The sequence below is a fragment of the Mycobacterium shottsii genome, from assembly GCF_010728525.1.
GTDB lineage: Bacteria > Actinomycetota > Actinomycetes > Mycobacteriales > Mycobacteriaceae > Mycobacterium > Mycobacterium marinum.
Genome location: NZ_AP022572.1, coordinates 1,544,885 through 1,556,516 on the forward strand (window position 1 = coordinate 1,544,885; position 11,632 = coordinate 1,556,516).

An 11,632-nucleotide genomic window follows, 5' to 3' on the forward strand; every position below is an offset into this window, starting at 1 on the left:
GTGTCGGGTCGCGGTGGCTACTCGGTCGGGGCAACCATGCGGGCTCGAGTTCGCCGTGCTCGGGTCAGCGAGCGGGCCCGCACCCGTTGCGGCGGTCAACCTCGTTGGTCAGGCGAAACCACATTGCTCGCTGGCGCTGTCGTGGGCGGAGCGGTCGTCGCCGTAGCGGGTCGCGAACACCTCAGCCTCCGCGGCGGCCGCTTCCTCCGGCGATGGCAAGCTCCACGTGTTGCCAACGAAGTCCTGCAACTGTTGGACGCGTTGTTGATCTCCGTCCGCGGCGTGCGTGAGCTTGTTGAGGATGAAGGCATATTGCGCCGCCTGCGCCTTCTGGCGAGCCAAGTCTGCCAGCACCAGGATCTCGGAGGCGAGCTGCGACTCGCTCATCCGTGCCACCTTCTTCGACAGCTCTATATCTTCGGTCCTGCCGTCCATCAACGCCGAAACCGCTACGCTTCCTTGAGGATTCGTTACGGTGAATACCGCGATCTCGTCTTCTTCCGGTTGCTCCTGTGGTGCGGGGGAGTCATCCGCGCTGGCTTCGCTGTCCTGGGCCCCTGCCCCGGCGAAGCCGACAATCGGGTCGGCTGTCCACCGCTGCTTTCCATCTGGGTCCCAGAGATCTACGGCATCGAAATCATCGCTGTCGAAGTCGTTTCCGGGCAAGTTCACCACCGCGTCCCTTCTGACCTTGGTGTCGAGCATGGCGAAGTTGGCTTCGCGCGCACGCGTCGGCCAAATCGAAAAGCTGCCCGGTGCGTACGCCGCAGCGCGACGCACGCACCGAAGCTGTTCAGCTGAATAACGATCCGAGCGCCTTGCTCCACGTTTCGTCGGTCTCGGTGTATACGCGTGCCGCCGTGCGCAAATTCTTGGCGAGGTCGATACCGGCGTTATTGAGCGAGGAGCCAAGGGCGGAACGGGTACTTTCATACATCTTCAACGTGGTGTTGAACTGCGAGCAGTACGAACCGTGAGTGACCGTCACCGATTCGCTTAGCCCAGAGGTGACTTCGGTCCCGGAGGTGGCGCTGGCCGCCGCATTGTCGTGGTGCGACGCCAGCACACCGAGGAGCTCGGGCTGCACTTTCAGGTTCTCCGTCATTGGTGGTATCCCTTCCGTCTAGCGTTGCTTTGCGCGGTCGATGCGGCTGGTCAGATGGGGCTAGCCGGCGCGTCGCTCCGCGATCCGCGCAGCGGCACCCACCCCAACTTCAACTGGCGCGCGTTCGGCATCTTCGGTGCCCGCCGCGGCGCCTTCCGAGTACTTCTTGCTGGTCGCGCCTTTCGATCCGGCCGACGCGGGATGCATCCCGCCCATGCCCTGGCCCCCCTGCGCGGAAGCCGCTTGCGCATGTTCGCCGACCGGTTCGCTGGAGACTCGGGTTGGGCCCTCGCTGGTCAGACGCGGATCCTGGCGTGTCGCGGCCGAACGCAGCTGGGCCACGTTGGGCATGGAGCCGAAGCCGGACCCGCCGCCAAGGCCGAGCCCTCCGGGCAAGCCGGCCGAGCTGACCAGGCTGGCTGAATCCGCCGCGCCGACCGACCCGGCCGAACCGGCTGCCCCGGCCGAACCGGCTGCCCCGGCTGAGCTGAAGAAGCTGGTCAATTGGGACAAGCCGCCGCCCATACCGCTCAAGCCGGGGATGCCGCCAAAGAAGGACTGCAGTTTTGATCCCCATTGCGACAGCAGTGAGGAAGCCCAGGAGACGAGCTTGTTCAGCAGGTCCTTGAGGAATTCGAACGGGTGGGTCAAGAATTCCCACACCTCTTCGAGGATGCCTTTGATGATGTCGACCACGTCCGAAACGACGTCCGCCACGGCCTCCGCTAACAACTTGGCGAGTTGGGCCAGCAGGCTGACCAACTTCATCGAGTTGATCAGGGTTTTCACGACCAGATAGGCAAGCGCTCCGCCGACGACGGCCATCGCCGTCGCGCACACCGGTGCCTGGAACGCGGCCGACATGGCCCACCCGACAATCGGGATGTAGGTTAGGTCCACGGCGACCGGACGGACGAACTCGAGGCCCTTCTTCGCGTCCTCGAGGATCTCGCGCGTTGTCTTGACCGCGCTGGCCTGATCGGCGATCAGCTTCTGAAGCTCACGATCCAGCTCCGCCAGCTCTTTGAAGAAATTGACGTGCTTGCGGTTCTTGCCGGAGTAGTGATCGGCGGCCGAACCCAGCCAACCATCGCCGGGAAACGCCGACCCTAGGTCATCTAGGGCCTTGCCAAAGAACGACAGTGCGGAGTCGATGATGCCGCCGTCTTCGGGCAATCCAATCCCAAGGAGGGCGTGCAAACCGTTGATCGCGCTAATCGTGGGATCGATGATGAAGGCTCTGCTCATGGCTACTACCTGCCCAACGGTTGTCGATTCCGCGCACACCGCATGCGCGGATTGAATTACAGGCTTGGCCTTTCTTAATAATCCTGATTCCGGCAGATGTCAACGATTTTTTTGTTGACGATCCTGAAGCTGGCATCGTCCTCGGCTTGGTGATCAACTCGATGGGCTTCGGTTGCCAGGTGCCTTGCTGTGACTTCGCTGAGTGTCGTGTCGGATTTGCTGGACCCGGGCGCTGGCAACCGATCCGCGGGGCATTGGCGGGCGTATCGGAATCGGTATCCGCTTCGAGGCGATACATCAGTTATTGCGGTCGCGCGCGCGAGATATGTTGCTATAGAGTTGATTTAGGCGCTGGTGGGGCCGCTTCTCGCGGCGGCTTCACGGGCAGCGCGCGTTCGTGGGGCCGGCGCAGCGGCCTGGGGAAGCGTCCTCGGCCGAGCCGCCTCGGCGTCACGCTAGCGGCCGGTGGCGGAGTTGCGCTGTACGACCGTCCCAGTTACCCGGGCGTCGCGTGCGCTGGGCGACTCGGCCGATGCCGGAATGGTCCGCAATACCTTGTGGATGGGGAAAGTGTCCGCGGCTGACGTCCGTCTCGGTATTTGGGTCGACAGAGTTTCGAGGCACACTATTAATGGCATCGAACTATTAACGATTATCGATCTCTGGTGTATAATTGTCGCGAATTCTCGCGGCGAATACCATTGCGAATTGATGCAGCTGTGGTTCGCGTTTAGCGGGTTCCGCGAGCAACCGGAAACTCGAAAGGCTTTGGAGTTTACGTGCCGAGGTGCCCGATATCCGTGGCGGTTTGCCACCAAGCCATTGTGGCAGTTCTGCATGGTGGGACGGGTTTGCGACGTGCTGGGCTGCAATGGAGTCTCGGCCTTGCGGGCCTCGCGCGAGGCCTGGGTTTCACCCAGGTGCAGTTACCGTCGCTGCTGGCCAGAAGATCAGCGATCAAGATCACATTAGGCGGTGCGGCGTGACTCGCAGGCAAATGTTGCCATGGGACACAGATCCTGAGAGCTGCTAGCGATGTATGTGTGAATGATATGAATGCAGCAAACCCATCCGGGCTGTCGCCGCTGCGCCGCGTCGTCGTGCCGAAAAGGGTTGGGGTGCAGCTTTGCTCCGTGCCGGCCGTGGCTCGCTGGCGGGTGAGTTCGCGGCCTCTGCGGGCTACCCGGTGCCCAAACGATGCCGGGGGCGTGCCGGACATGCCGGCCAGACGGGCGGGTGGCCGGAGGAGTCCGTTGCCATACTGTGGGTTGCATTACCCAATGTGGTCGACAGGGCCGATTGCGGGCGACATCGTCGGCGTTGCACCGGGTGCTAGGCGCGCCCTCGGGTTGGGCCGTCACATCGCACCCGCACCGCGCCGCCAGCCGTGCTCCGTGCGCCGTGTCCCGTCCCCCCTCGGGGCCTGCCGAGTAACAGTGGGCACAGACGGATAGGGAAGCCATGAAGATTCACCGCCTCGACCACCTAGTGCTCACGGTTGCCGACATCGACGCCACCATCAGGTTTTACACGCGGGTGCTCAGCATGGAGCAGGAAACGTTTGGCGGCGGGCGTAGAGCGCTGCGATTTGGCTGGTCGAAGATCAACCTGCACCAGCGGGGCGCCGAGTTCGAGCCGAAAGCCCAGCGTCCCACCCGCGGAAGCGCCGATCTCTGTCTGATCGTGGAGGATCCGATGGACGCGGTCGCGGCGCAACTGCACGCGGCGGGAGTGCCGATCGTGGACGGGCCGGTGCAGCGAACCGGCGTCTGTGGGCCGATCATCAGTGTGTATGTGCGCGATCCCGACAATAACCTCGTCGAACTGTCGAACTACCTGGACGCTGATGGCGGGCCGGACCAACGGCTCACTGGCGTTTGACGATTCGTCCGTGGACATCCGTGGACATCAGTGGACATCGTCGGTCGGTTTGTCCGTGTGGCGCCGGCCGGTGAGGCATCACCGGGCCGCGGAGGCCAGCATGACTACCCCGAGGGCGCCGACGACGACGTTACCCACCAGGATGGTCAGGCGCCGGGTGCGCGCGGTGCTACCAGCGCCAACGACCGCACCGATCCAGACCAGCAACAACTGCCACAGCAGTGACGCCAGCCCGACGCCGGCGACAACGGCGATCGCCGCGCCGCCCCCCAGCGACTGTTCCAGCGTGGCGGCTATCGCGGTGAAATAGACCAACGTCACGGGGTTGATCGCGGTCAGGCCAAAAAAGAACGCGAATCGATTGCCAGAGCGCGGTGATTGCCAGTGCTGAGCCGCCGGCTCGCAACGCCGCAACCCCCGCCGCGGCCACCACAACCAGCAGGAGTGCGCCGATGACTTCGGGCCAGGAGCCCAAGCCTTCGACCGCCGGCGCCGCAAGACGTCCGACCAGCATCGCTGCGGCGCAATACGTCACATCGACACACGACACCGCGGCCGCCGCCACCGCGGCGCGACGAACTCCTCGCTCGACTCCCTCTCGTAGCAGCAGCACGCCAATCGCGCCTAACGGCACCGCGACGCCAAGCCCGGCGGCCAGTCCGACTCCGAACGCCGAGGCAATCCCCGCAACAGCTGACATGGCTACCCACTATCGCGCCGAGTCCAACCTTGCGATGACAAATGTCTCAGCTCAGCCAGTAAATTCTCAGTATAGACGACATTGACAGTGAAATTGTCGAGATCCTGGGCCGGGATGGCAGAGCATCTTTCAGTGCCATGGGGCGCGTCATCGGACTGAGCACGAACGCCGTCGGGGCAAGAGTCCGACGGCTAGAGACCACCGGCGTCATCCTCGGCTACCGGGCAGTGCTCGCCGCAGAAAACGCTCCGAGCGGAGGAATCGAGGCATTCGTCGACGTGCGTCTTCGATCAGAACAGGACGGCGACCAGTTTCTGGCATGGGCGGCCAAGGACCCCACCATCAGCGACGCTGTCCACGTAACCGGGCCTTATGACTACCTCCTGCACATCCGGGTTCGCGACACCGCCGACCTAGATCGCCTCCTGCGCAGGCTGAAAGCCGCCGCAGGGGTGGCCCAAACCCAAACACGCATCGCACTGCGATCCCAGCACTGAACCCAAACCCATTGCGGGAGCGGACTGTGTCACCGTTTCCATCCGGCAGCTAGGGTATGGCTCGAAGAGCGGTCCGGTCCGGGCAGATGCGCTGTCGGGCAGTTACTTTGGTCACAATGACCGCGCATGGTTGACCCTCGCTGCGCAGCGATGTGGCGCTGTAGGGCGGGGACTCGTGAAGGGATTCGACGATTGAGATCGGCAATTTTGGGTGTGGTCGCGGCGGTTGCCGTGCTGGGAGGCGCTTGCTGCGCGGCAGGGGCGGCGCCGTCCACTGCGGCCTCTGGGCCGATGATCATCGCCCATCGCGCGGGCGCGGCCGACTTCCCGGAAAACACCCTGCTAGCGATAACGAACGCGGTTTCATCCGGTGTCGACGGTGTGTGGCTGACCGTGCAGGCCAGCGAGGATGGGGTGGCGGTGTTGTACCGGCCGAGTGATCTGGCGACGTTGACCGACGGAGCGGGACCAGTGAATTCCAAGACCGCCGGGCAGTTACAGCAGCTCAACGCGGGCTGGAATTTCACCGAGCCGGGCGTCGACGGCTATCCCTACCGGCAGCGGCCTACGCCCATACCCACGCTCGAACAGGCAATCTCCGCGGTCCCGCCAGACATCGCGCTGTTTCTGGATCTCAAGCAGACTCCCGCACAGCCGGTGGTATCGGCGGTCGCGCGGGTGCTGAACCAGACCGGTGCGGCAGAACGGGCGACCGTCTACTCCACCGATGCGACCATCACCGAGGCAGCGGCTCAGCAGCATCTGCGAGTCGCCGAAAGCCGTGACATCACCCGCCAGCGACTTCTCGCCATGGCGCTGAACCATCACTGTGACCCAGCGCCGGATCCTGGCAAGTGGGCCGGCTTTGAGTTGCACCGGAGCATCACGATCACCGAAGAATTCACGTTGGGCGTTGGGACCTCAAAGGTGGACGCGCAGCTATGGGACCCGGCCGCCGTCGAGTGCTTCAAGTCGGGATCCCCAATGAACGTCATGGGCTTCGCCGTCAAGACTGCCGACGACTACCAGCTCGCCAAGAAGGTCGGACTCGACGCCGTGCTGGTCGACTCGCCTCGGGAAGCCCAACACTGGGCGCGATGAACAACGGGCCGCTGATGACGCCCGGCGGCGGTTAGATTCCGCCGCGGGCTATCAGTTGTCTGGCGATCACGTTGCGCTGGATTTCGTTGGTGCCTTCGCCGACGATCATCAGGGGTGCGTCGCGGAAGTAGCGTTCGACGTCGTATTCGGTGGAATAGCCATAGCCGCCGTGGATTCGGACGGCGTTGAGCGCGATTTCCATGGCGGTTTCGGAGGCGAAGAGTTTGGCCATGCCGGCCTCCATGTCGCATCGCTGGCCGCTGTCGTAGCGTTGGGCGGCGTAGTGGGTGAGTTGGCGGGCGGCGGTGAGTTTGGTTGCCATGTCGGCCAAGTAGTTTCCGATGGCTTGGTGTTTCCAGATCGGTTGGCCGAAGCTGTGGCGCTGCTGGGCGTAGGCCAGGGCGTCGTCGAGTGCTGCGCTGGCCACGCCCAGGGCGCGGGCGGCGACCTGGATGCGGCCGGTTTCGAGTCCTTTCATCATTTGTGAAAACCCTTGACCTGGTTGGCCTCCCAATATCGCAGAGGTCGGTGCCCGGTAGTTGTCGAAGGACAGTTCGCAGGCTTCCACGCCCTTGTATCCCAGTTTGGGCAGTTCAGCTGAGATGTTCAGGCCGGGGCCCGGTTCGACGAGCACGATCGAGATGCCGTGGTGGCGGGGTGCGGCGTGGGGATCGGTCTTGCACAGCAGGGCGATCAGCCCGCTGCGGCGGGCGTTGCTGATCCAGGTCTTGGCGCCGGTGATCAGCAGCTGGTCGGGCCCGTCAGCCATCGCGGTGGTGGACATGTTTTGGAGGTCTGAACCGCCGCCGGGTTCGGTCAGGGCCATGGTGGCGCGCAGTTCGCCGGTGGCCATGGCTGGTAGGTAGGTGGACTTTTGTTCGTCGGTGCCAAAGAGCATCAGCAGCTTGGCCACCACGGTGTGTCCGCCCATGGCGCCGGCCAGGCTCATCCATCCGCGGGCCAGCTCCTGGGTGACCTGGACGTAGCACGGCATCGACACCGGCGATCCGCCGTAGGCTTCCCCGATGGCCAGCCCGTAGATGCCGATGCGCTTCATCTGTTCGATCCAGGCCTGCGGGTAGGTGTTGGCGTGTTCGACCTCGCGCACGCTGGGCTTCACGTCGCGGTCGATGAAGGCCCGCACGGTAGCCACCAGCATGGCCTCGTCCTCATCAAGCTGGCTGTCCGGGCTGTCGTTGTTAATCATCGGTGCAAGGTTCTCTTCTAGATGAGGTGCATGTGTTGTGCGCACTCGGCTAGCCACGGTCGGTAGTCGGGATGCGCGAGCCCGATCAGCGCCTCGGCGCGGGCGGAACTCGACAGGCCCTTCAGATTGACGGTTCCGAACTCGGTAGCCACATAGTGTGTTTCGTTGCGCGGCGTGGTTACAGGTCCGGAAAGTCGCGGAACGATCTTGCTGATCGTCCCGCCGCGGGTGGTCGATGCGAATGCGATGATCGACTTGCCCCCGCGCGAGGCATAGGCACCACGCACGAAGTCCAGTTGACCGCCCGCGCCGGTGAACTGGTGCCCATTGACATGCTCGGAGTTGCACGCGCCGGTTAGGTCCATCTCGATCGTCGAGTTCACCGAGACAACGTTGTCGTTGCGGGCGATCACCGCAGGATCGTTGACATAGTCGACGGGGTAGCTCTCCAACTTGGGGTTGTTGTCCATGAATTCGTAGGTCTTGCGATCGCCGAGCGCGAAAGTGAAGACGGCTGCTTCCCGATTGATCGCTTTGTGTCGCCCGGTGACAACTCCTCGGCGCACCAGGTCGGCCAGCGCAGGGGTGAATACCTCTGAGTGGATACCAAGATCGTTACGGTCTCTTAGCTGTTCGCATACCGCTTGAGGCAGTCCACCCACGCCGATCTGCAGGCAGGCTTGCTCGGGCACTAGCGCGGCGACATGGGTTGCGATGACCCGATCGAGCTCGCTGATAGGGCGTTGCGGCAGCTCGGGTAAGGGGGCGTCGTTTTCGACGATGGCGTCGACCTCATCGACGTGCAGCATCGAGTGTCCGAAGACTCGTGGCATGTTGGGGTTCACCTCGACGATGAGGTGGCGGGCCTGCCGGGCCACCGAACTGGTGTAGTCGTTGTTGGTTCCGAATGTGAAGTAGCCTTGCTCATCCATCGGGGAGACCGTCACGATAGTTGTATCGACAGAGATGGTTTCGGTGAATAGCCGTACCGCATCGCTGAACGAATTCGGAATGAAATGCACAACTTTGCGTCCGTCGTGTTCGCCGTGGGCGATCAAGTCTCGCTCGGCGGCTTGCAGGAACATCGAGTTGGGCAGGAGCCGCCCCATCAATTTGTAACGCAGTACGGTATCGGCCATCGGCCGCTCGGCGTGGTAGTAGAAGAGCCGGACGCGATCGATCTCGCGGCGTTCGGCGCGGGCCGCGAGAGCCTGGAGCAGCGCGGGTGGCTGGCAGGCGGCTTGGCCGATTGCCACCGCCGATCCAGAGGTGACCGCCAGTATGGCGGTGTCGGGATCGGTTAGCTTGGCACGGTATAGGGCGGCGTGGTCCTTGACTTCTACGCAATTTTCCATCAGTAATTCGCCTCACCCGCGGGTGAACCGGCACGTTTGTAGATCAGCATGGTGCGTTCAAAGGTCATCACGACGACTCCGTCCTGGTTGGTCCCTTGGGTTTGAACCGACACAATGCCCTGGCTCGGACGACTTTTCGACTCGCGTTTGGCGAGCACGGTGGAGCTGGCGTAAAGCGTGTCGCCTGCGAAAACGGGGTGGCAGGCGCGAACGTTGTCCCACCCCAGATTGGCAACCACCTTGGCGCTGACGGTCCGAACACTCATCCCCGTCAGCATCGCGATGGTCAACGTGGAATCGACAAGCATCTTCTGCCACTCGGTAGCTGCCGCATAGCGTGCATCGAAATGCACGGGCTGGGTATTCATGGTCAGCAGGGTCATCCAGATGTTGTCGGTGTCGGTGATCGTTCGGCCTGGTCGATGCTCGAAAGTGTCGCCGACGACGAAATCTTCGTAGTACAAGCCCGCGGTTTCCCGGTACACGCCGGGTGCGACTTCCCGATAGGCCGAAATCAGCTCATGCATGGTTCCTCCTCGTTCACACCCTGAGCTCTGGCAAGTATGCCGCGCGCGCGGCGGGCCATCGCCTCGTCCACCATTCGACCGCCAACGGACCCGGCGCCTGCCTGAGCAGACTTCAATACCTCACGTGCCCAATTGATTTCGGATTGACCGGGAAGAAATCCGGAATTGATGAGCGCTACGTGATCTGGATGGATTGCCGCCTTCCCGGCGAATCCTTCTGCGACGGCCTCGCGGACGGCCTGGCGCAGTCCGGGTATGTCGTCGATGTCGAAGAACGGGGCATCGATGACCGGTATCTTTGCGGCGGCGGCGTGGCTGAGGATGGTGCTGCGAGCATGTCGCACAACGGCGGCGGAGGGTTCTGCGCCTAGGTCGGCTGCCATGTCGGCGCTGCCGAAGATGACTGCGTCGACCAGGCGCGGGTCGAGCGCGCAGTCCGGATTTGCCGCCACAACAGCGCTTTCGGCGGTCGCGATGAGTCGAGTTGTCTTCTGTGACTGCCGAAGCAGGCGTTTGACCAGGCCGATCTCGGCCGCGGACTGCACCTTTGGGAGCATCAGAAAATCTGGGTCGGCCGCAGAGTCGAGCAACGCGGTGAGGTCCCGCCAGCCATCCAGGGTATCGGGGGCATTGACCCGGATGGCCGCCATCGTCTTCGCCGGCGTTGTGGTGCAAAGAAAATTCAGCGCGTCCCGGCGAGCCTGCGCCTTGTCGCGGGGGGCCACCGAGTCCTCGAGATCGAGGATGAGTGCCTCGGCATGCACCGCTGCCGCGGTCGGGTAGTGCTGGGTATTGGTTGCCGGTGTGAACAACAAACTGCGCGGAATGGGTTTCATCTTGTGGTCTCCTCCGGGTCTACGAACACGCTAGGAACCAACCAGGTTTGCGTCTAGCACAAGGTTTCGAAGAACTGTTCAGTTTTGCGCAAGTATCCTGGGCCGGTGGAGCTCTATCAATTGCGCTACTTTCAGGCCGTTGCGGAATGCGGCACGCTTCGGGGCGCCTCCGAGCAGCTCTTGGTGTCGCAGTCTGCGGTGAGTCGTGCCATCACGCTGCTCGAGGCTGAGATCGGCGTGCAACTGTTCACCCGGCGAGGCCGCACCAACGAGCTCAATCGATATGGACAGGCTCTACTGGTGGGCAGCCGGCTGGCCCAACGCAGCGTCTCTTCGGCAATCGACAACGTGCGTGAGCTCGCCGGTGTCAGCGGCGGGACGGTAGCACTGGGCTTTCTTCACTCCCTGGGGATGCAGACGGTGCCGCACCTGATTCGCCTGCATCACAGCCGGTTTCCGCAGGCGCGGTTCGAACTGCATCAACGTTCCGGTCAAGGTGTGCTCAGCGACCTGGTCAGCGGTGTTACCGATGTGAGCTTGAGTTTTCCGGCCGCCTTCGAAGGCTACGGCGAGATAGCTTGGCAGACGCTATTCACTCAGCAACTTTATGCGGTGGTCAGCACCGATCATCCACTCGCCGGTCGCCGGATGATCAGATTTCCCGAACTGGCCGCCTATCCGTTCGTGGTGCTCGACCGTGACCACACTTTGCGTCGCATCGTTGATGCGGCGTGCGCCCGCCACGGCATAGATCCGACCCTGGCGTTCGAAGGGACCGACGTCGGGACGCTGCGTGGCTTGATCGGAGCGAATCTCGGGGTCGGGGTGCTGCCGCAGGCGACGGCAAGGCCCACTGACATCGTCGAAATCGCGATTGATGATGCGCAACTGGTCAGGCCCATCGCGATCGGGTGGATCGCGGACAGATGTCTGCTTTCGTCGGCGGTCGCATTCCGCGAGACAGCCCTTGGCTGCTACGGTCACCGGGTTTCTGCCGCGGGAGATTAGGTCGAAGATCCGCGGGGTTCTCGATGCATTGACCCCTGCCGAGCCGGCACTGACTCTCGCCGAAATCCATTCTCGCACCGGCTTTCCCGCGTCTACCGTGCACTGACTGGCGGCGAACCTGGCAGACCTGCCGGAGCGGTTTCTCGTTTACCGCCGGTAAGCGTGAC

Annotated in this window: 13 protein-coding genes and 1 pseudogene; 6 read left to right on the forward strand and 8 right to left on the reverse strand. The window is 63.1% G+C overall.

The window, feature by feature from the left end; all coding sequences use genetic code 11:
• Positions 1-108 precede the first annotated feature (108 nt).
• From G6N41_RS07300 to G6N41_RS07310, 3 genes are all read right to left on the reverse strand, one after another.
• Positions 109-672, reverse strand: a complete 564-nt coding sequence (locus tag G6N41_RS07300) for a secretion protein EspD (protein WP_172607302.1) — start codon at positions 670-672, stop codon at positions 109-111.
• 121 nt (positions 673-793) lie between these two features.
• The gene (locus tag G6N41_RS07305) at positions 794-1,105 is read right to left on the reverse strand and encodes an ESX-1 secretion-associated protein (protein ID WP_198966991.1); all 312 of its coding nucleotides are present in this window, start codon (positions 1,103-1,105) and stop codon (positions 794-796) included.
• 60 nt (positions 1,106-1,165) lie between these two features.
• A complete protein-coding gene (locus G6N41_RS07310) occupies positions 1,166-2,353 on the reverse strand; it encodes an EspA/EspE family type VII secretion system effector (protein ID WP_198966992.1) in 1,188 nt (395 codons plus the stop codon).
• A gap of 1,461 nt (positions 2,354-3,814) precedes the next feature.
• On the opposite strand from G6N41_RS07310, the gene G6N41_RS07315 reads away from it, so the two are divergent.
• The gene (locus G6N41_RS07315) at positions 3,815-4,234 is read left to right on the forward strand and encodes a VOC family protein (protein ID WP_198966993.1); all 420 of its coding nucleotides are present in this window, start codon (positions 3,815-3,817) and stop codon (positions 4,232-4,234) included.
• 78 nt (positions 4,235-4,312) lie between these two features.
• Here the strand turns inward: G6N41_RS07315 and G6N41_RS28170 are convergent, their stop codons facing one another.
• Positions 4,313-4,555 carry a hypothetical protein gene (locus G6N41_RS28170; RefSeq protein WP_231608870.1) on the reverse strand — a complete coding sequence of 81 codons (243 nt, stop codon included), beginning with the start codon at positions 4,553-4,555 and terminating at the stop codon, positions 4,313-4,315.
• Positions 4,556-5,014: 459 nt separating this feature from the next.
• Between G6N41_RS28170 and G6N41_RS29470 the strand changes: the two are divergent.
• The 3 genes and pseudogenes from G6N41_RS29470 to G6N41_RS07330 form a co-directional block, all read left to right on the forward strand.
• A pseudogene (locus G6N41_RS29470) lies at positions 5,015-5,134 on the forward strand (AsnC family protein); the annotation flags it as partial.
• Positions 5,135-5,212: 78 nt separating this feature from the next.
• On the forward strand, positions 5,213-5,431 hold the full coding sequence (locus G6N41_RS28180; RefSeq protein WP_231608871.1) for an Lrp/AsnC ligand binding domain-containing protein: 219 nt from the start codon (positions 5,213-5,215) through the stop codon (positions 5,429-5,431).
• 204 nt (positions 5,432-5,635) lie between these two features.
• Positions 5,636-6,532, forward strand: coding sequence for a glycerophosphodiester phosphodiesterase family protein (locus G6N41_RS07330; protein WP_231608984.1), 897 nt, complete (start codon positions 5,636-5,638; stop codon positions 6,530-6,532).
• Between the two features lie 31 nt (positions 6,533-6,563).
• Here G6N41_RS07330 and G6N41_RS07335 read toward each other — a convergent pair whose 3' ends face one another.
• The 4 genes from G6N41_RS07335 to G6N41_RS07350 are packed head-to-tail and all read right to left on the reverse strand — an operon-like array spanning position 6,564 to position 10,457.
• On the reverse strand, positions 6,564-7,739 hold the full coding sequence (locus G6N41_RS07335; protein WP_198966995.1) for an acyl-CoA dehydrogenase family protein: 1,176 nt from the start codon (positions 7,737-7,739) through the stop codon (positions 6,564-6,566).
• Positions 7,740-7,756: 17 nt separating this feature from the next.
• A complete protein-coding gene (locus tag G6N41_RS07340) occupies positions 7,757-9,094 on the reverse strand; it encodes an acetyl-CoA hydrolase/transferase family protein (RefSeq protein WP_198966996.1) in 1,338 nt (445 codons plus the stop codon).
• Positions 9,094-9,621: a MaoC/PaaZ C-terminal domain-containing protein gene (locus G6N41_RS07345; protein ID WP_012395734.1), complete on the reverse strand. Its 528-nt coding sequence runs from the start codon at positions 9,619-9,621 to the stop codon at positions 9,094-9,096. The genes G6N41_RS07340 and G6N41_RS07345 overlap by 1 nt, the downstream gene beginning before the upstream one ends.
• Positions 9,609-10,457 carry an aldolase/citrate lyase family protein gene (locus G6N41_RS07350; protein WP_117423145.1) on the reverse strand — a complete coding sequence of 283 codons (849 nt, stop codon included), beginning with the start codon at positions 10,455-10,457 and terminating at the stop codon, positions 9,609-9,611. Before G6N41_RS07350 ends, G6N41_RS07345 begins: the two co-directional genes overlap by 13 nt.
• A gap of 105 nt (positions 10,458-10,562) precedes the next feature.
• On the opposite strand from G6N41_RS07350, the gene G6N41_RS07355 reads away from it, so the two are divergent.
• Positions 10,563-11,465: a LysR family transcriptional regulator gene (locus G6N41_RS07355; RefSeq protein ID WP_198966997.1), complete on the forward strand. Its 903-nt coding sequence runs from the start codon at positions 10,563-10,565 to the stop codon at positions 11,463-11,465.
• A gap of 28 nt (positions 11,466-11,493) precedes the next feature.
• On the forward strand, positions 11,494-11,571 hold the full coding sequence (locus G6N41_RS29935; protein WP_373167924.1) for a helix-turn-helix domain-containing protein: 78 nt from the start codon (positions 11,494-11,496) through the stop codon (positions 11,569-11,571).
• The last annotated feature ends 61 nt before the right edge of the window (positions 11,572-11,632 follow it).

Excerpts from the sequence above, each read along its gene's own strand:
- G6N41_RS07305 (WP_198966991.1), bottom strand. The coding sequence starts at position 1,105 with ATGACGGAGAACCTGAAAGTGCAGCCCGAGCTCCTCGGTGTGCTGGCG.
- G6N41_RS07310 (WP_198966992.1), bottom strand. The coding sequence starts at position 2,353 with ATGAGCAGAGCCTTCATCATCGATCCCACGATTAGCGCGATCAACGGT.
- G6N41_RS07315 (WP_198966993.1), top strand. The coding sequence starts at position 3,815 with ATGAAGATTCACCGCCTCGACCACCTAGTGCTCACGGTTGCCGACATC.
- G6N41_RS07335 (WP_198966995.1), bottom strand. The coding sequence starts at position 7,739 with ATGATTAACAACGACAGCCCGGACAGCCAGCTTGATGAGGACGAGGCC.
- G6N41_RS07340 (WP_198966996.1), bottom strand. The coding sequence starts at position 9,094 with ATGGAAAATTGCGTAGAAGTCAAGGACCACGCCGCCCTATACCGTGCC.
- G6N41_RS07345 (WP_012395734.1), bottom strand. The coding sequence starts at position 9,621 with ATGCATGAGCTGATTTCGGCCTATCGGGAAGTCGCACCCGGCGTGTAC.
- G6N41_RS07350 (WP_117423145.1), bottom strand. The coding sequence starts at position 10,457 with ATGAAACCCATTCCGCGCAGTTTGTTGTTCACACCGGCAACCAATACC.